The sequence below is a fragment of the Streptomyces caatingaensis genome (assembly GCF_001187435.1).
Classification (GTDB): domain Bacteria; phylum Actinomycetota; class Actinomycetes; order Streptomycetales; family Streptomycetaceae; genus Streptomyces; species Streptomyces caatingaensis.
This window is the reverse complement of the sequence record NZ_LFXA01000002.1, coordinates 957019-975673: the sequence shown is the minus strand read 5'-3', so window position 1 is coordinate 975673 and position 18655 is coordinate 957019. Positions and strand designations below refer to the sequence as shown.

At 75.6% G+C, this 18655-nt stretch carries 15 protein-coding genes; 7 read left to right on the top strand and 8 right to left on the bottom strand.

Annotated features, from left to right (window positions below):
• Positions 1–98: 98 nt before the first annotated feature.
• Positions 99–1043: a polysaccharide deacetylase family protein gene (locus AC230_RS04930; RefSeq protein ID WP_049714664.1), complete on the bottom strand. Its 945-nt coding sequence runs from the start codon at positions 1041–1043 to the stop codon at positions 99–101.
• Positions 1044–1501: 458 nt separating this feature from the next.
• Here AC230_RS04930 and AC230_RS04925 point away from each other — a divergent pair, with 458 nt between their 5' ends.
• The gene (locus tag AC230_RS04925; RefSeq protein ID WP_049714663.1) at positions 1502–2863 is read left to right on the top strand and encodes a type I glutamate--ammonia ligase; all 1362 of its coding nucleotides are present in this window, start codon (positions 1502–1504) and stop codon (positions 2861–2863) included.
• A gap of 1 nt (position 2864) precedes the next feature.
• Positions 2865–3995 (top strand): amidohydrolase family protein, encoded by a 1131-nt coding sequence (locus AC230_RS04920; RefSeq protein ID WP_049714662.1) that lies wholly within the window; start codon positions 2865–2867, stop codon positions 3993–3995.
• A 10-nt stretch (positions 3996–4005) separates the two neighbouring features.
• Here the strand turns inward: AC230_RS04920 and AC230_RS04915 are convergent, their stop codons facing one another.
• Positions 4006–5433: an MFS transporter gene (locus tag AC230_RS04915; RefSeq protein ID WP_078870949.1), complete on the bottom strand. Its 1428-nt coding sequence runs from the start codon at positions 5431–5433 to the stop codon at positions 4006–4008.
• Between the two features lie 118 nt (positions 5434–5551).
• Between AC230_RS04915 and AC230_RS04910 the strand changes: the two genes are divergently transcribed.
• Complete coding sequence (locus tag AC230_RS04910) at positions 5552–6136, top strand: TetR/AcrR family transcriptional regulator (RefSeq protein ID WP_049714661.1); 585 nt, start codon at positions 5552–5554, stop codon at positions 6134–6136.
• Here AC230_RS04910 and AC230_RS04905 read toward each other — a convergent pair.
• Positions 6126–7682 carry an AMP-binding protein gene (locus tag AC230_RS04905; RefSeq protein WP_049714660.1) on the bottom strand — a complete coding sequence of 519 codons (1557 nt, stop codon included), beginning with the start codon at positions 7680–7682 and terminating at the stop codon, positions 6126–6128. The genes AC230_RS04910 and AC230_RS04905 overlap by 11 nt on opposite strands.
• Before the next feature lie 224 nt (positions 7683–7906).
• Between AC230_RS04905 and AC230_RS04900 the strand changes: the two genes are divergently transcribed.
• From AC230_RS04900 to AC230_RS04890, 3 genes are all read left to right on the top strand, one after another.
• A complete protein-coding gene (locus AC230_RS04900; RefSeq protein ID WP_049714659.1) occupies positions 7907–9151 on the top strand; it encodes a glycosyltransferase in 1245 nt (414 codons plus the stop codon).
• A gap of 72 nt (positions 9152–9223) precedes the next feature.
• Entirely contained in the window at positions 9224–10531 is a 1308-nt protein-coding gene (locus AC230_RS04895; RefSeq protein ID WP_049714658.1) for a wax ester/triacylglycerol synthase domain-containing protein, read from the top strand.
• A 47-nt stretch (positions 10532–10578) separates the two neighbouring features.
• Positions 10579–11508 (top strand): alpha/beta fold hydrolase, encoded by a 930-nt coding sequence (locus tag AC230_RS04890; RefSeq protein ID WP_049714657.1) that lies wholly within the window; start codon positions 10579–10581, stop codon positions 11506–11508.
• A 33-nt stretch (positions 11509–11541) separates the two neighbouring features.
• On the opposite strand, the gene AC230_RS04885 is transcribed toward AC230_RS04890, so the two are convergent.
• The 3 genes from AC230_RS04885 to AC230_RS04875 all read right to left on the bottom strand — a co-directional run bounded on the left by AC230_RS04885 (position 11542) and on the right by AC230_RS04875 (position 15810).
• A complete protein-coding gene (locus AC230_RS04885; RefSeq protein ID WP_049714656.1) occupies positions 11542–12462 on the bottom strand; it encodes a D-alanyl-D-alanine carboxypeptidase family protein in 921 nt (306 codons plus the stop codon).
• A gap of 198 nt (positions 12463–12660) precedes the next feature.
• Positions 12661–14247: a phospholipase D-like domain-containing protein gene (locus AC230_RS04880; RefSeq protein WP_049714655.1), complete on the bottom strand. Its 1587-nt coding sequence runs from the start codon at positions 14245–14247 to the stop codon at positions 12661–12663.
• 201 nt (positions 14248–14448) lie between these two features.
• Positions 14449–15810, bottom strand: coding sequence for an FAD-binding oxidoreductase (locus AC230_RS04875; protein ID WP_049714654.1), 1362 nt, complete (start codon positions 15808–15810; stop codon positions 14449–14451).
• 205 nt (positions 15811–16015) lie between these two features.
• Between AC230_RS04875 and AC230_RS04870 the strand changes: the two genes are divergently transcribed.
• Positions 16016–16675, top strand: a complete 660-nt coding sequence (locus tag AC230_RS04870; RefSeq protein WP_049714653.1) for a class I SAM-dependent methyltransferase — start codon at positions 16016–16018, stop codon at positions 16673–16675.
• A 36-nt stretch (positions 16676–16711) separates the two neighbouring features.
• Here AC230_RS04870 and AC230_RS04865 read toward each other — a convergent pair whose 3' ends face one another.
• Together AC230_RS04865 and AC230_RS04860 are read right to left on the bottom strand one after the other, a co-directional pair.
• Positions 16712–17971, bottom strand: coding sequence for an MFS transporter (locus AC230_RS04865; RefSeq protein WP_049715027.1), 1260 nt, complete (start codon positions 17969–17971; stop codon positions 16712–16714).
• On the bottom strand, positions 17971–18594 hold the full coding sequence (locus tag AC230_RS04860) for a winged helix-turn-helix domain-containing protein (RefSeq protein WP_049714652.1): 624 nt from the start codon (positions 18592–18594) through the stop codon (positions 17971–17973). Before AC230_RS04860 ends, AC230_RS04865 begins: the two co-directional genes overlap by 1 nt.
• Positions 18595–18655: the final 61 nt, after the last annotated feature.

The window sequence follows — 18655 nt, the reverse complement described above, 5'->3', positions numbered from 1 at the left end:
GCTTCGGGCCGTGGGCGGGGCGGGCGCCACCTCGCGGGCGGGGTGGGTGGTGTGCCGCGCGGGCGGGGTGGGTGGTGTGCTACAGGGGCGGAAACGATTCAGCACTCCAGCGGGTACGGCACCTGCTCCGTCACCGGCCCCGTGTTCCGGCACATCGGGTACCCCTGCTCCCGCAGATCCCCGATGATCCCCGTCAGCGCCTCGGGAAAGTGGCTGAACAGATGCCCGAGGATCACCCCGTTCGTCTTCTCCTCCGGCGTCGCCTCCCGCACGGTCGCCCGGATCGCGTCCGCGTCCCGGAACGCCCCGCCCACCTGCTGCCAGTCGTACGTGTCGATCGTCCAGTTGCACACGCGCTGGCCGAGGCTCGCGGCGACCTCCGTCTCGCGCGGGCCGGCGTCGCCGTAGGGCGGGCGCAGGAAGTTGCCGGGCAGGCCGTTGCGCAGCTCGTCGCGGAGTTCGTCGTCCGTGAGCCGGGTGAGCTGGCGGTGGGACCAGGTGTGGCTGCCCACCCAGTGGCCCTGCCGGCGCAGGGTGGTGGTGATGCGGGGGTACTGGGAGGCGTACTTGTTGATGAGGAAGAACGCCGCGCGGACCCCCTGGGACTGGAGCTGCGCGCCGATGCGGACGGCGCGTTCGGGGTCGTCGTACGGCCAGTCGTCCAGCGACAGCAGCACCCGGCCGGAGGTGTTGCCGCAGCGTTCCCGGTCGTAGCCGGAATCCGGGTCCGGGACGCCGGCCACCGGCGCCGGCCGGACGCCGGCCGGACGGCGGGCGGTCCCGTCGGGCGCGCCGTGGCCCCCGCCCGGCCGGCGCCGGGCCGGGGCACCGGCGGCCGGGCGGGGGGCGCAGCCGCCGGCGGCCGCGGCACCCGCACCGCCGGGCGGCCGGGCGTCGCACTCCGGCGGGTCGTCCGTCGAGGTCGCCGCGTACGTCGAGCCGGCCACCAGGACCGCCGCCGCGACCACCGCCGGCAGCGGGACCCTCTTGCGGCGCCGGTGGCGTCCACGGCCGCGCCGCAGGACGCCAGGCGATTCCGACATGACTGACTCCTCAACGGTGCCGGCCCGGCACCTCATGCCCAGCGCTCGCACCAGTGCTCACTCGGCTGCTCCCCGGGCCGGAACAGGCCGTTCCGGGAGAAGCGTCCGGGCTGGATCCGTCCGGGCTGGCTCGCTGATCTCGGCTCCAGCCTCGGTGCAGGGGCGGGCTCCCGCAACCGAGGGTCGGCCGTCCGGTTCCGCCCCGTCCGGCGGGCGCCGGGGGCGACGGCGGCCGCGGCCCCGCCGCGCCGTCCATCTCCCCGGCCGGGAACCGGAGTTCGGACGGGAGCGGTGAACGCGGGCCGCACGGCGGCACCTTGACACCACCGCGTCCCCGATTCCACCGAAAGGCCCCGGTTCGAGGTGTCGCGCGGGGCGATCCGGACCAGAATCTCTGGGCGGCGCGGATTTCCCGGTGGCGCCGTCGCCGTCCCCACACCCCGCCGGAGGAGACCGCCATGCACAGGCCGGAACGCGAGCGCGCGGAGTCGGCGGCCCGGCAGGAGGCCGCGCAGCTCACCGCGCGGGACGTCCGGGCCGTGGCCCTGACCTGGGTGGACAACGCGGGCATCACCCGGGTCAAGGGCGTGCCGACCGCCCGGCTGGCGCACGCCGCGCGCTGGGGGGTGGGGATGTCGCCGGTGTTCGACGTCTATCTCACGGACGACTCCGTCGTCACCAGTCCGTACATCGGCGGCCCCACCGGTGATCTGCGGCTCTTCCCCGACCTCGGCCGGCTCACCGTGCTGGCCGCGCAGCCGGGCTGGGCCTGGGCGCCGGCCGACCGGTACGAGCAGGACGGCCGCCCGTACGCCGCCTGCCAGCGGCGGTTCGCCCGCCGGATGGCGGAGCGGGCCGCGGCCGACCACGGGCTGCGGCTGCGCATGGGGTTCGAGACGGAGTGGATCGTCACGCGCGACGACGGCCCCAACGGGGGTCCTTCCTACGCCTGTTCGGGACCGGCCTACGGGATGGCGCGGCTGGTGGAGCTGTCCGGCTATCTGCGGGACGTCCTCGACGCCCTCGCCGCGCAGGACGTCGAGGTCCTCCAGCTCCATCCCGAGTACGCGCCGGGGCAGTTCGAGGTGTCGGTGGCGGCCGCGGACCCGGTGGGGGCGGCGGACCTCGCCGTGCTCGTCCGCGAGACGGTCCGCGCGGTGTCCCAACGGCACGGCGTCCGGGCGGAGTTCGGGCCCGTCGTGGATCCCGGCGGCGTGGGCAACGGCGCCCATCTGCATCTGAGCCTGCTGCGCGGGGAGCGGAACCTGTGCCGGGGCGGCGACGGCCCGTCCGGGATGACGGCGGAGTGCGCGGCGTTCCTCGCCGGCGTGCTGCGGGAGCTGCCCGCGCTGCTCGCCCTGGGCGCCCCCTCCCCCGCGAGCCATCTGCGGTTCAAGCCCTCGCACTGGGCCGGGGTCTTCGCCTGCTGGGGACCGGAGAACCGGGAGGCCGCCATCCGCTTCGTGCCGGGCCCGCCGGACGCGGAGGACCAGGCCAACGCCGAGGTCAAGTGCTTCGACGGGGCGGCCAATCCGTACCTGGCGGCCGGGGCGGTGATCGCCGCCGGGCTCGCCGGGATCGAGGACGGCCTGACGCTGCCGCCGCCGGCCGCCGGCGACCCCGCCGTCACCGGCGGCCAGGAGCGGCTGCCCGCCTCGCCGGCCGCCGTGCTGGACTGCTTCCTGCGCTCGGACGTGCTGCGGGCCGCGCTCGGTGAGCCGCTCTTCGAGGCCGTCGCGGCGGTGCGCCGCGCGGAGGTCCGGCAGTACGAGGAGGCGGCCCCGCAGGAGATCGCCGACGCGACACGGCGGCGGTACTGACATGGGCGCCCACGCCAAGCCGTCCCCGCCCGCGCTGGTGGACCACCACTGCCACGGTCTGCTCCGCACCGAGCCGGGGCCCGACGCGTTCGCCGCGCTCCTCAGCGAGTCCGACGCGCCCGCCCCGTCCGGCACCACCTTCCTCGACAGCCAGCTGGGCTACGCCGTGCGCCGCTGGTGCCCGCCGCTGCTCGGTCTCGACCCGCACTGCGCCCCGGCCGAGTACCTCGAACGGCGCCGGGAGCTCGGCCCGGACGAGACCGCCCGGCGGCTGCTGCGCTCGACCGGCATCACCGACTACCTCGTCGACACCGGCCTCGACGACGACCTGACGGGCCCCGAGGAGCTCGCCCGGGCGGCGGGCGGCGCCGCCTGGCACGAGGTGGTGCGCCTGGAGCGGCTGGCCGAGCGGATCGCCGACGCGGCGGGGGACCGGGCCGAGTTCCTCGCCGGGCTGTCCCACGCGGTGGGCGAGGCCGCGGGCACGGCGGTCGCCTTCAAGTCGGTGGCCGCCTACCGCTACGGCCTCGACTTCGAGCCCAACCCGCCCGGCCAGGCCGAGGTGCGCGCCGCGGCGGACCGGTGGCTGGCCTGCCGCACGCCGGGCGGCCGGCTCACCGATCCGGTGCTGCTGCGGCACCTGCTGTGGTCCGCGGCCGAGACCGGCCTGCCGCTCCAGCTGCACACCGGCTTCGGCGACCCCGACCTCACCCTCCACCGCTGCGACCCGGCCCTGCTCACCGACTTCGCCCGCGCGGTGCGCCCCACGGGCTCGGCGCTGGTACTGCTGCACTGCTACCCGTACCACCGCAGCGCCGCCTACCTCGCCCACGCCTTCCCGCACGTCTACGCCGACGTCGGGCTCGCCCTGTCGTACAGCGGCGCCCGCGCCGAGGCGGTGCTGGCCGAGGCCCTGGAACTGGCCCCCTTCGGCAAGCTGATGTTCTCCACGGACGCGGCCGGTCTGGCGGAGCTGTACGTGGTGGGCGCCGAGCTCTTCCGCCGGGGCCTGGCGCGGCTGTTGGACGGCTGGGTGGGCGACGGCGCCTGGTCGGCGGGGGACGCGGCGCGCGTCGCGGAGCTGATCGGGGCGGGCAACGCCCGGCGGGTGTACGGGCTGGGGCCGGGCTGATCCCCACACCTCATGACTCCAGGGTCTGTTGGGCCGAGGCGCGCGCCGGCTCGCGCGGCGCCGGCGCGGCCGGTCCGCCCACGCGCGGGCCCGCGGACACCAGCAGCGCACCGGCGGCGGCGACGGCCGCGCCCGTCCAGAACGAGACGGTGAAGCCCGAGGCGGCGGGCCGTGAGGCGAGGATCGCGGTGGCCAGCTGGCTGCCGACCGCGCCGCCCACCGTGCGTGCCACGGTGTTGACGCCGTTGGCCGTGGCGCCGTCGGCCGCCGCCGAGACCTGGCCGACCCGGCGCGGCAGGGCGGCCATCGCCATGCCGGAGCCGGTGCCGATCACGGCGTAGCAGCCGGCGACCTGCCAGGCCGTGCCGTGCGCGAGGGCCAGCAGCGCCCCGCCGGCCGCGCCGGCCGCCAGGCCGAGGGCGAGCGGCGCGCGGACGCCCAGGCGCCGTTCGACCCGGCCGGCGAGGATGCCGGCGGGCAGGCCGCACAGCGTGCCGGGGACGAGGATCAGCCCGGCGGCCGTGACGGACGCGCCGAAGCCGGGGCCCTGGCCGGCCGGGGACTGGGCGAGCCTGGGGATGAGCACGTAGAAGACGAACTGGGTGGCGCCCAGCAGGAAGGCGCCGAGGTGGACGGTGCCCACGGCGCGCCCGAGGAGCAACTGCGGCTCCACGAGCGGGTGCCGGGCCCGGCGTTCGCGGCGCAGGAAGAGCGCCGCGAGGACGGCGCCGGCGGCGAGGAGGACGAGCACCGGGGCCGAGGCCCAGCCCCACGACGGCCCCTCGGTGAGCGCGAGCAGCACGGCGACCAGGGCGGCGCCGAGCAGGGCCGCGCCGGGGAGGTCGAGCGGCCCCGGGGCGGTGTGGGTGCTCCCGGGCACCCAGCGCAGGACGGCGAGCAGGGCGGCCGCGATCAGCGCCGCGCCGGCGACGAACAGCCAGCGCCAGGAGGCGTGGTCGACGAGGAGGCCCCCGACGACCAGCCCGGCGCCGGCGGCACCGGCGACCAGCCCGGAGGCGAGGCCGAGCCCGGCCGCCACGCGGTGCGGCGGGAGGACGTCGCGGATCAGGCCGAGGGCCAGCGGCAGCAGGGCGAGGCTGACGCCCTGGACGGCGCGCAGCGCGATGAGCGGGGCGACGCCCGGGGCGAAGGCCGCCCCGAGGGTCGCGGCGAGATGCACCGTCAGGGTCGCCACCAGGACGCGGCGTCTGCCGTGCCGGTCGCCGAGGCGGCTGATGAGCGGGGTGAGGACGGCGCTGGCGAGCAGGGTGGCGCTGAGCACGGCCCAGGAGGCGGCGGCCGGAGAGGTGTGGAGGTCGCGCTGGAGGACGCCGACGGTCGGCACCAGCATCGTCTGGACGAGGGAGTAGGAGAGGACCGCGAGGACGAGGGCGGTCAGGGCGGCGTTCCCGGAGGTCCGGGGGGCGGTGGTGGCCAAGGCGTTCCTCGGGTGGACGGGGGCGGGCGCTTTTGCGAACGCCGTTCGCACACGGGTAAGGCTAGGCTTACTTCTCCTGCCCCGCAAGGCGGTTCCGTCCGCTGTGTAAGGTGACGGCGTGACACTCCGAGGCCCCGGCCGCCCCCGCACCCTGTCCCGGGACCGGATCGTCGCCGAGGCCCGGCGCATCGCCGACGAGGAGGGGCTCGGCGCCCTGACCGTACGCCGCGTCGCCCAGCGCCTCGGCACCGGCCAGGCCTCCCTGTACCGCCACATCACCGACCGCGGCGCCCTCCTGGGCCTGCTCGCCGACGACGTCGCCGCCCGCCTCCCGCGCCCGGCCGACGGCGTCGACGACGCCCGCGAGCGCCTCACCCGGCACTGGCTGGCCGCCCACGACCACTTCCTCCGGCACCCGTGGGCCGCCCGCATCATCGCCGACGGCGAGCATCTCGCCCACGGCGCCGACGACTTCGCCGGCGCGGCCCTCGACGCCCTGGAGACCGCGGGCCTCTCCCCCGACGACGCCCCCCGCGCCTACCGCGCCCTCTGGAACCTCCTCCTCGGCCACATCCTCAACACCCACCCCCTGGGCCACACCCGAACACCCCCTCCCCCGGCCCCCGACGAGCGCTCCGACTTCGCGTGGGCGCTGCGGCGGCTGCTCGACGGGGTGCTCGGGGCGGGCGACGTCAGGAACTGAGCAGGGCGCGCAGCGCCTTCTTGTCCACCTTGCCTATCCGGGTGAGCGGCAGGGACCTCAACTGCGTGATGTGGCGCGGCTCGTAGAGCTCGCCGAGCTCGGCCACGACGGCGGCGCCCACGGCCGCCGGGTCCACCGCGTCGTCCTTGTCGGTGGCGAGGAAGACGTGGACGGCCTCGCCGTACCGCTCGTCCGGCACGCCCACCGCGGCGGCGTTGCGCACGCCGTCCAGGGAGAGCAGGAAGTCCTCCAGGACGCGGGAGTAGACGTTGTCGCTGGTGCGGCCGGTGACGATGATGTCCTTGGCCCGGTCCACCAGGTAGAGGTAGCCGTGGGGGTCGCGGTAACCCATGTCCCCGGTGGCCAGCCAGCCGTCGCGCAGGGCGGCGGCGGTGCGTTCGGGGTCGCGGTAGTAGCCCCGCATCACGGTCTCGCCGCGGACGTACAGCTCGCCGGTCGCGCCGTCGGGCAGCGCGGTGCCGTCCTCGTCCCGGATCTCGACCTCGACGCCGTCGATGACCCTGCCGACGCTGGCCCACCGCTCGGGGTGCCCGTCGTCGTAGTCGTCGGGGAGCATCAGGGTGATCCCGAGCGCCTCGGACTGGCCGTAGCCCTGCCCGATCACCGGCCCGAAGACCGCGCCCGCCTGGCGCAGCCGCTCGGGCGCCGTCGCCGCGCCGCCCACGAACAGCGACTCCATGTGCGGAAATCCGCCGGGCCGGCAGTCGGGGTGGTCCAGCAGCTCGTAGAGCATGGGCGGGACGAACATGGCGGAGTTGATGCGCTCCTCGCGCAGCACCGACAGCGCGTGGCCGGCCTCGAAGCCGGGCAGCAGCACGACGGTCGCCCCCGAGACGAGCCCCTGGACGGAGACCAGGTGCCCGCTGCCGTGGGTGATCAGGGTCGCGGCCAGGACCCGGTGGCCCCGCAGCCAGGGCGCGTTGCGCACCGCGTCGACCATGCGGTCGTACAGGGCCCGGCCCTGCCCGGCCAGCTTGGGGTTGCCCAGGGTGCCGCCGGTGTAGAGGACGGTCATGGCCTCGTCCGCGGGGAGCACGGGGGCGGCCGGGCGCGTCGCCGGCTGTCCGCCGGCCGCCGCCAGGAGGTCGGTGGCGCCGTCGGCGGGGCCGAGGCCGAGCAGCCGGGGCGGACGCTCCATCAGGGCGGGCAGCGCGGTGGCGTGCTCGGCGAAGAGGGGGTCGAAGACGATGGCCCGCACGTCGGCCTGCCCGGCCAGCGCGGCGAGTTCGCCCCGGCCCGGCTCCGGGGGCAGGAAGACGACCCGGCACCCGATGAGGTGGACGGCGAGCTGGGCGAGCACGCCCTCGGGCCGGTTGGCCAGAAACAGACCCACCGCGTCGCCGGGTTCCAGCCCCTCGGCGAGCAGGGCGTGGCCGATGCGGAAGAGGGTGTCGCGGGCCTCGGCGCGGGTCAGCCGCACCGGGCCCTGGACGAGCGCCTCCGTGTCCGTTTCCCGGTCCCACTGCTCCAGGATGTGGTCGAGGTACGTGCGCTCGTCGCGCGAGGAAACCTGTGTATCTTGCATGAGGTCATGCAAACATGACAGCTCGAACTTCCGTTCACAGGGCCTACCGGAACGATGGATTCCAGCCAGTGGGCCGGTGGCCGCCGTCGAACCGCACACACGCGCCCAGGGTGGCACCCGCGCCGTATCCGGCCGACCGCCGCGTCGTTGTTTCCGGCAGGCACCCGACCCGCGGCCGGCCGGCGGTCGCGGCGGGCGGGCCGGGCCGGGATGGAAGGCCGGACATGCGCATCGACATCATCACCGCGGGCACCACGGGCTCCGTCGCCCCCTACACCGGCCTCGGCCACCGGCTGGCCGCCGAGGGGCACCATGTGGAGATCGTCACCCACGCCAAGTTCGCCTCCACGGTGACCTGCTGCGGGATGCGCAGCCGGCCGTTGGAGGCCGACCCCTTCGAGGAGCTCATCACGGCGCACAACCGCTTCCGGAACGCGGGGCGTTCACCGCGTGCCCTGCACGACATGGCCCGCGCCACGGAACGGGCCGCGGTGCGGCTGGTGGACGGGCTGCTCACCGCCGTCGATCCCAAGGCCGACCTCGTCCTGCTGTCCACCCTCGTCGCGCCCATCGGCCGCGTGGTGGCCCGCTACCACCGGGTGCGCAGCATGGGGGTCTTCCTCCAACCCGACGCCCCCACCTCGGCGTTCCCGCCCTGTGTGCTCCCCTGGCGGCCGCCGGGGTACGGCAACCGGCTGCGCGCCCGCGCCGTCAACGCCCTGACCGACACCCTGTACACCGCGGCCGGCCGGCGGCTCCACGCGCGCCTCGGCATCCGGCACCGCAGCCTCCATCTGCTGCGCAGGGAACGGGAGAAGAGCCGCTGGCCCATCTGGCACGGTTACAGCCGCACCGTCGTGCCCCGGCCGCCCGACTGGCGGCCGGGGCTGCGGGTCGCCGGCTACTGGTGGCCGCACGAGTGTCCCTCCTGGCAACCCCCGTCCGCCGTCACCGACTTCCTCGCGGCCGGGCCCCCTCCGGTGTTCGTCGGCTTCGGCAGCATGATGCCGGAGGACCCCGGGCGGCTGGGCGAGCTGACGGCCCGCGCGCTGCGGCGGGCCGGGCTGCGCGGCATCGTCCAGGCCGGATGGGCGGGGCTGTCCGTGACCGGCGACGACGTCCTGACGGTCGGGTCCCTGCCGCACGGCTGGCTGCTGCCGCGCACGGCGGCGGTGGTGCACCACGCGGGCGCCGGGACGACGGCGGCCGGGCTGCGGGCCGGGGTGCCGGCGGTGCCGGTGCCGCTCCTGACCGACCAGCCGTGGTGGGCGGCGCGGCTCGTACGGCTCGGGGTGAGCCCCGGTGTGCTGCCGCACGACGCGCTCACCTCGGAGCGCCTGGCGGCGGCGCTGCTGCGCGCCACGGGCGAACGCCGCTTCGCGGAGCGGGCGGGCGAGGTGGCGGGCCGCCTCGCCCGGGAGGACGGGGCGGGGGCGGTGGCGCGGGCGGTGGCGGCGCTGGAGCCGTAGCGCCGCGGTCGCGCGGCGGATTCTGCGGCCAGGTCCCCCACCCCCCACCCCACCGGCCCGAGGAGGAGAACGATGCCCCCGACCCCCCTGCCCTCGATTCCCGTACCGTCGACCCCCGGGCCCCCGACCCCCATGCCCCCGCTCGACGCCTGGCTGCACAGCCACCAGGCCGACGGGGCCCTCTGCATGACCTTCGGGCTCCTGGCCCGCTTCGGCGACGGCCCGGCCCCCGCCCTCCCCGCCCTCCGCGACCGCGTCGCCCACCGCTGGCGCCACCACGCCCGTCTCAACTGGAGCTCGGGCACCGGCCGGAGCTGGATCCCCGGGCAACCCTTCGACCCCGTCCACCACGTCAACTCCCCTGACAACACAGGCTCACTGGAGGAGCGGACCGCACGCCTCATCGCCCGCCCCTTCGGCCCCCCGCGTCCGCCCTGGCAGATGCACCTGCTGCCCGCGCCGGAGGGCGGGTTCGCGCTGCTGTTGCGCGCGCATCACGCCCTGCTGGACGGGCGGTCGCTGCTGACGCTCGTCCAGGAGCTGCTGGACGGGCCGCGGTTCGCGCCGGCGCGGCGGGGGCGGGACGGCGAGGGGGCGCGGCGCCACCGCGGTCCGGGGCTCGGGGACGTCCTGCCCGGCGGCCGGCCGCTGCCCTTCCACGGGCCGGTGGACGCGCGGCGGGCCGTCGCCTGGAGCCGGGTGACCGCCGGGGAACTGGCCGCCGCCCGGGAGGCGCTGCCCTCCGGGCGGGCGTCGGCCAACGCCGTGTTCCTGGCGGCCACGGCCGGGGCGCTGCGCGGCGCCGGGGCGACCGGGCGGCTGCCGTTCCTGCCCGGGGTGAGCGCGATGGTGCCCGTGGACGTCCGCGCGGACGAGGACGGGGCGCTGCTCGGCAACCACTACGCGACCGTCCGCGTCCCGCTCCCCCCGCACGCCCGGCCGCACCGGCGCCTCGCCGCCGTGGACCGCTGGACCCGCCGGGTCGCCCTGCACGAGCGGGCCCGGGCCCAGGCCCGCGCGGTGGCCGGGACGGCGGGCCGCCCCGGCCCGCTGACCAGGGCGCTGGGCCGGTACGTGGACTCGTCGCTGTACTCGTCGCTGCTGTGCAGCAGCCTGTCGGACCGCGGCGGCCCGCGGACGCTGGGATCCGCCGCCCTGACCGGCCTGTCGCTGCTGCCCGCGCTCAGTCCGGGCCACCCCCTGGTGGTGAGCATGGTGCGGGACGCGGCCGGCGCGGCGACGCTGACCGTCGTGACGGACCACGCCCACCGGGCGCTGGCCGGACGGCTGCCGGCCCTCCTCCGCGAGGAGATCCGGGCCCTGGGCGCATGCGCGCGCCCGCCCGCAGTAACGTCCCGCCGCCGCCTCTCGTTGCCCTGATAACGGCACCCCACCAGAGCGTGAACGGGAAACGGAGACCCCTTCTGATGACGTCCACCACCCTCTCGGAAGAGGTCTTCCCGCTCACCCACGGCGGCTTCTCGTACAGCGGCCGCATCGTGCGCCGCCCGGACGCGCGGCTGGCCCCGATCGTCCTCATCGGCGGCGCGTTCCAGCACCAGGACTCGTGGGGACGGCTGGAGCGGATGTTCCTGGAGGCGGCGAGCGTGATCACCGTCGATCTGCCCGGCTGGGGCGCGGCCGACCCGCTCCCGGCCCGCTACGGCATCGACTTCCTCTGCGACGCGCTCGGCCGGCTGCTGGACAAGGCGGCGCCGTACACGGTCAACGTGGTGGGCGCGTCCTACGGGAGCGCCGTCGCCCACGAGTGGGTGCGCCGCCATCCGGACCGGGCCGAACGGCTGGTCCTGGTCGGGACGATGGCGCGGCTGACCGACCACGTGCGGGCCCGCGTGGAGCTCACCCTCCGCACGCTGGAGCGGGGCGGCCACGCGGAGTTCGTGGACCAGATCCTGGACACCATGGTCTGCCGCGCACCGCGCGTCACGGTGGCCCGGCGGGCCACCGTGCTCCGCTGCCTCACCCGCGCCCTCAACGGGCTGACGGCCGACGGGAAGCTCAAGTACCGGGAGAACACCCGGCGGTTGCTCGACCACCCGGCGCCGGCCGGCGGTCCCCCGGTGCGGGTTCCGGTGCTGGTGACCACCGGTGAGCACGACCCGCTGACGACACCGGCGCTCAGCCGCGAGGTCTCCGCCCGGTGCGCGGACGCCCGCTTCGCGGTGGTCAAGGACGCCGACCACCTCGTCCACCTGGAGCGCCCGGCGGAACTGGTGGAGCTGATCCTCAAGTTCCTCGCCGACGAGCCGCTGACCGGCCTCGACTACTGCCACCCGGTCGAGCACACGGGCCACCCGCTCCCGGTGCCGTCGCCCCGCGCCGGCGGCGGGCGCTGAGGAGCGGCCGACCGCCGTGCCGCCGGGCCGGGTTCAGTCGTCGTGCGCCGCGGCGGGCAGCTTGCGGGCCGTGAAGCGGGTGTGCGTGTGGTAGGCGTAGTCGAGCATCCGGGCCGCGTCGGGGTAGCGGTTCGGCGCGTCGTTGAGGAGGACGCCGACCACCGTCCGGCCGCCGCGGCGGGCCGCGAAGACCAGGCAGGGGCCCGAGGCGCTGGTCGTCCCGGTCTTGACGCCGAGGACGCCCTCGTAGGAGCCGAGCAGCTTGTTGGTGTTGTACCAGGTGTAACGGCGGTTGACGTTCTGGGCCTTCTGCTGGGTGCTCATCGCCTTGGTGACGGTGACGAGTGTGCTGTCGCCCAGGGCGTGCCGGGCGAGCTTCGCCAGGTCGCGGGGGGTGGAGTGGTTGCCGCCGGTGGTGATGCCGTCGAAGGAGTCGAAGTGGGTGCGGCGCATGCCCAGCCGGGCCGCCTCGCGGTTCATCCGCGCCACGAACGACTTCGTGCGCTCGGCCTCGCTGCCGCCGCTGCCCAGGGCGTCCGCCAGGGCGTAGGCGGCGTCGCAGCCGGAGGGCAGCATCAGGGCGTAGAGGAGCTGGCGCACGGTGAGCCGGTCGCCGGTGCGCAGGTCGGCGGTGCTCGCTCCGTGGCGCGTCACGTAGTCGCGGTAGGACTGCTTGATGGTGACCTGCTTGTTCAGGTCGGAGCGGCGGCCGCCGAGCGCCACCACGGCGGTCATGATCTTGGTGGTGCTGGCGATCGGCCGGGCGGTGTCGGCGTCCTTGCCCCACAGCGCCCTGCCGGAACGGCCGTCGAGGAGATAGGCGCCCCGGGCGCCGATCCCCGCCGGCCCGTCGGCGGCCTCGGCGGCGGACGGGAGTACGACGGCCAGGGCCGCGGCGGACGCGGTCAGCGCCGCGCCCCAGCGGCGGGCCGTGCTTCCCCCACGTCGGTCCATGAAGTCTCCTGATGTTCTCGCGTGTCACGTGTCGGACGGGAGAGCGCATGGTCGCACTCCCGCGCACGGGGCGGGAAATCGCTCCACGAACGGGTGAGGCATCCGCACAGGAGCCCGTTCGACACCCGAACTCCCTTGCCCGGAACGGGAGAAGCGGCACCCCGCACCGGGATGCCGCTTCCTCCTCCGTGGGACGGGTCAGACCGAGCAGACGCCGCGCTCGTGATCGACCGTGGCGGTCGCCTTCGAGAACTCCCACTCCGGGTCGAGCAGCTCGGACTTCAGCTGCGCGGCCGCCTCCGGGCTCTCGACCATGTAGCCGAAGTCCTGGAGCCAGGACGGGTAGAGGTTCTTCGACCCGACGTAGAAGGCCGATCCGTCCACCGACACCAGCTTGTGGTGCAGCGGATAGGCGTGCCCGTCCGCCCACTTGGCGCCCGGGGAGCTGCGGAAGCTGGCGAGCTGGAGGTTCGAGCACAGGGCCGACTTCGCCTTGTCCCGGTCGCCGGTGACGCGGGTGAGCCGCTCGCGGAGCACGTCGCTGATCTCCGAGAGGGACTTGATCTGCGAGTAGCCGCCGCTGCCGACCGTGCCCCGGTTCTGCGGGTCGCTGACGACGATGCGGACCTTCACCCCGGAGGCGAGCTTCTGCGCCAGGGTGTCGTAGAGCCGGACGTCGTACTTGGGGAGCGGCGGGCAGGTCGCGTTGAGGTCCTGCTGCGAGATCTCGACGTGCTTGCCGGCGCTGCGCACGAGCTCGCGGAGCGCGCTCTCCTCGGGGTTGACCGTGTCGTAGTCGCGGTCGGCGTTGGTGTTGTCGTGCACGCCCACGACGCACTTGGTGTCCGTGGCGGTGGGCAGCTTCGGGTCGAACGCCGAGGAGGCGTCCTTGTCGCGGATGCCGACGCCCAGTCCGCCGACGGCGATGACCGGCACGTTCCCGGTCGGGCCGGCGGGCTCGGGGTTGGCCTGCCTCTCCAGGTCGGGCATGCAGGACGCGCCGTCGGAGGCCGCGAACCAGACGCTCGCGACGTTGCCCTTGTTGCGGCACGTCCAGCCCCACAGGGCGTCGAGGTAGCGGCCGGCGGAGGAGGCGGCCGGGCCGGTCAGGGCGAGATCGACGTCCGTGACGGGGTGGGCGGTGTCGAGGTAGTCGCCCTTCCAGCTGTTGATGCCGCCGGTGATGGCCGAACGGCCGTCCACGACCAGCAGCTTGGAGTGGTTCCAGGAGAACGCCGTCTTGGACGTCGTCATCGACGCGGCGGTGAGCGTGACCGAACCGGCCGCCGCGCCCAGCCGCTTGCGCAGGTCGTCGACGTAGGCGCCGGGGCGTACGTTGATGTGGTAGATCGGCGCGGCGCCGACCAGGACGCGGACCTTGGGCTTGTGGCCCTTCTCCACCGACGCCTTGAGACCGGCGGCTATCGCGTCCTGGAACGCGCCGTCGGGGAAGGGCGCGAGGGTGGAGATGTCCACGGTGCGCTCGGCCGCCGCGATGTTCTCGGTCGTCTTCGCCAGCAGCCGTTTCGTCCCCGGGCGCTGGGCGCAGGTGTCGTCACCCCAGCAACCGGGCGTCTGCAGCAGCCAGTCGGAGGCGTCCGCCGCCGAGGCGTCCAGCTTGTTGCCCTCGGTGCGCTGCCAGATCTCGCCCTCCAGCCCCGGCGAGACCTGACGGAGCGTCCGCTCGACCGCGTCGAGGTGCGGGGTGGCCGGGGCCGCGGTGCTGTCGGCGAACGCCGGACCGGCGGTGGGCAGGACGGCCAGGACGACGGCGGACGTCGTCACATGGCGGACACATCGGTGTAAACGGCTGAGCCGGTCGCGGAGCAAGGCGCATCCTTTGTCACATGATGAACTGTGCGGGGTGATCCGTTGAATCCCGGGCGTCCGTTCGTCGCACGGGTGATCAACTGCGCAGAAGGTACCAGGTGCCGTCGCGCCGCGGCAGGGGCGGCCGCGGCGCGACGGGATGCCGGGGGATGCGGGTCAGGCCGGACGTACGTTGCGGTTGAGGCGGAAGGTGTTCTGCGGGTCGTAGACGGCCTTGAGGGCGGCGAGCCGCTCGTAGGTCCCCGCCTCGTACCCGGCGCGCACCTGGGCCTCGTCGACGTGTTCTCCGTCGCCGTAGAGGAAGTTGAGGCTGTGTCCGACCGTCCAGGGGGCGAGGGCCTCGCGCAGCAGGCCGTGCCGGGCGCGCACCTCGTCCGGGCCGACGCCGGGGAAGTAGCCGGAGACCGCGCCCACCAGGAAGTCCGCCCCGCGGTGGTCCACGGTGATCCCCTCGGGGCCCCGGCGCAGGGCGCCGCCCAGGTGGCGGATCTCGGTGAAGGCCGGCACCGGGGAGTCCGGGCCGACGGTCTCCAGCAGGGCCTTCAGCGCCTCCGGCGGCAGGTCGTCGAGGAACGCGCTGGTGCCGGCGTAGGCGTTGGGCTCGTCCGGGTCGTTGTGGATGCTGCCGGATTCGGTGTACGGCAGGACGCGCAGGCTGTCGTCGAGCCGGGGGCCGATCGCGCGCAGCGGCGCGACGAGGCGTTCGCCCTCCTCGGCCGGGCCGTTGAAGGCGATGCGGAAGGAGGCGACGTAGCGGCCGCGGAGGAACTCGGGAAGCTGCGGGATGTCCGGGAAGGGGATCAGGGTGACGGAGGAGGTCATCTCCTCGGGCACGTCCTCGGTCCACCGGCGCCAGGTCTCCAGCGCCTCGGCGACGAGGGGGGTGTCGAAGACGAGCTGCCCGCCGTAGAGGGTCTCGACCGGGAAGAGGTCCACCACCAGCGACGTCACGATGCCGAAGTTGCCGCCGCCGCCCAGCAGGGCGCCGTACAGCTCGTCGCCCGGGACGGCCTCGCGCAGCCGGCCGTCGGCGGTGACGACCTCCAGCTTGCGCACGTGGTCGGCGGCGTAGCCGTACTGGCGGGAGAGCAGGCCGAGTCCGCCGCCCAGGGTGTAGCCCACCACGCCGACGGTCGGCGTGGAACCGCTCAGCGGCGCCAGGCCGTGCCGGCCGGCCGCCTCCATCACGTCCCCCCACCGCGCGCCGGCGGCGATCGTGGCGGTGCGCGCCGCGGGGTCGATGCGGACGTCGGTCATCCGCCGGGTGCTGACGACCACTCCGCCGTCGGCGGCCACCGACAGCCCGTGGCCGGTCAGCTGCACGCCGGCCGGGAGCCCCGCCGCGGTGGCGTACGCCACGGCGCGCCGCACGTCCTCGGCGTCGGCCGCGCCGACGACCACGGACGGGTGGTGGGTGTAGGCGGTCTGGTAGCCGGCGAGCTCCTCATCGAAGCCGGGGTCGCCGGGGCGGAGCACCGGGCCCGTGAGGCCGGTGAGGGTCTGTGTGCTGATCTCCATGCCCTCCACGATGGCGCCCGGGGATGCATAAGTCCAAGAGCTGGTCAAGATGGTTGCCAGAACGATTTCTTATAAGCACACGCCGCTGTGTCCTGGCCTCAACTTGCCGTCGCCGCAACGGGTTTTGCCCGGCGCCCCGCACGGACTCGATCATGCCCCTGCGCACCGCCCTGCGCACCCCCCACATCAGCACGCAAGGACCCCCATGAACCACGAACGCCCCTGCTGCCCCGTCACCCGCGCCTTCTGGGAGGACTTCTACCGCCGCGACGGCCGCGGCGAGCACGTCTGGAGCGGCGACCCCAACCCTCTCCTCGTCCGTGAGACCTCCTCGCTCCCCGCCGGCACCGCCCTCGACCTCGGCTGCGGCGAGGGCGCCGACGCGGTCTGGCTCGCCGGGCGGGGCTGGCGGGTCACGGCCGTCGACGTCTCCCCGACCGCCCTGGGCCGCGCCGCCGCCCGCGCCGCGGCCTCCGGTGTCGCCGGCCGCGTCGAATGGCGCCAGGAGGACCTCGCCCGCTCGTTCCCCGAGGGCGCCTACGACCTCGTCTCCACCCAATTCCTGCACTCGCCGGTCGAGTTGCCCACCGAGCGCATCCTGCGCACGGCGGCGGGCGCGGTGGCGCCGGGGGGCGTCCTGCTGGTGGTCGGGCACGCGGGGCTCCCGCCGTGGGTGGAGGCGGATCCGGCGATGCGGTTCCTCACACCGCAGGAGGTGCTGGACGCGGTGGGGGCGACGTCCGCCCCCGGCTGGCGGGTCACGGTCCGCGAGTCCGTCCCCCGCGAGGTGGCGGGCCCCGACGGGCGCTCCGGCATCCGCACGGACCATGTGGTGAAGCTGCGGCGGGTGGCTGCCGACGGGTAGCGGACGGCCGCGGGGGCGCGGCGGGCGGCGTCCCCTTCACCGGGCCGGGCGCCGCCCCCGCTCCATCTGCGCCCACTCCTTGCGCAGTCCGCCCACGCCCACCAGGGTGCCGTGGGCCAGGCCCGCGCCGGTGAGGGTGGCGCCGAGGCCGGCCGTGGCGACGGCGGCTCCGGCGGCGAGGCCGCCGAAGGGGATGCCGGCCCAGGCCAGCGCGCCGCTCAACGCCCGTACGCGGCCGAGCATCCCGCGCGGCACCCGCTCGAAGGAGACCGCCCCCAGGATCGGGTTGAGGAAGCCCGAGCCGCAGCCGCCCACCGCGAACACCGCGGCCGCCGCCCACAGCGGCGCGTCGAGGGCGAGGACGAGGAAGCGGGGCGCCTCGGCGAGGAGGTAGCCGGCGAAGAAGACGGGACGGCGGCGGAGCCGGTGGGCGACGGCCGCCGCGAGGAGGGCGGCGCCGGCCGCGGCCGCGCCGAAGAGGGCGTTGAGCAGGCCGGCGGCCGCCGGTCCTGCGCCCGAGTCATGCGCCCAGACGGGGATGAGGACCTGGGAGAAGCCCGCCTGGAGGAAGTTGCCGGCGCCGACGACGAGCGTGATCGTCAGCAGCAGCGGGTCCCCGCGCAGGAACGCGAACCCCTCGCCCAGCCGCCGCCAGTACCCCGGCTCCGCGGGGGCGGCCGCCACGGCCCGTCCCGTCCCCCTCGGCGGCAGCACCACGATCAGCAGGGAACCCAGCGCGAAGCAGGCCGCGTTGGCGGCCAGGGCGGGGAGCGGCCCCACGCCGGCCACCAGCGCGCCGCCCGCCGCCGGGCCGGCCGTCGCGGCGAGCTGCTCGATGACGCCGGCGAGGCCGGTGGCCCGTTCGAGGGGGACGCGGCCGCGTTCGGCGGCCTCGGGGACCATGACGTCCCGGGCCAGGTCGCCGGGGCCGCGCACCGCGCCGATGACGGCGACGAGCGGGAGCAGGAGCCCGAAGCGCAGCAGACCCAGGGAGTGGCAGAGGGGTATGAGGCCCGCGGCGGCCGCGCTCAGCGTGTCGGCGGTCCAGCAGACGGCGCGCGGGCCGGCGCGGTCGACGAGCGGGCCGGTGAGCGCCTTGACCAGGACGTAGGGGGCCATCTCGCAGAAGGCGACCAGCCCGGTGCGGGTGGGGCTCCCGGTGGTGACCAGGACGAACCAGGGCAGGGCGACGGCCGATACCCGGGTGGCGGTGAGGGCGACGGCCAGCGAGGAGAGCACCGCGGCGAGCGGGCGCAGGGTGCGCGGCGGCGCCTCCCCGCGGGTGTCCGTGAGGATCACGACTCCCCCGCTTCCGGGACGGTTCCCGGCTCGGGGAGCAGGTGCATGACAACCCGCACGGGTTCGGCGCCCTCGGGCACGTCCGGGGCGTCCGGCCGCCAGTAGCGCGCCATGACCGCCCGCAGCTCCCCCGCCAGCCGCTCCGTCTCCTCCGGGGTCAGGCACAGCCACCAGTCGCTCATCTCCAGGCGGTCGCGCCACGCCTTGGACATCGACGGCGCCTGACCGAGGGCGAGTTGGGTGCGCAGGGCGTGCAGGCTCGCCACGGACGCCCGATAGGCGGCGGTGGCCTCCGGCTCGGCGTCCGCCAGGTCCTTGTCGTCGAACCAGGTCGCCTGGTGGGCCGCCCGCCACCAGCGCTCGCGGGCGTTGCCGCGCTCCTCGTCCTCCTCGACGAAGCCCGCGGCGGCGAGTCGACGCAGGTGGTAGCTGGTGACGCCGGAGCCCACCCCCATCCGTCCGGCGAGGCGGGTGGCGGTCGAGGGACCGTACGTCCGCAGCAGGCCGACGACTTGGACGCGGACGGGGTGGGCGAGGGCGCGCAGGCCCCGGGCGTCCAGGACGACGTCGGTGGCGGGGTCGGGCGTCAACCCCCGGGCGGGTTCGCGGTGTTGGTCCATGGCGGCACCCTAAATCGCCAAGGGTTCTTCGCAAAGAGGTTTTCGCGAAGAACTCTTGGCG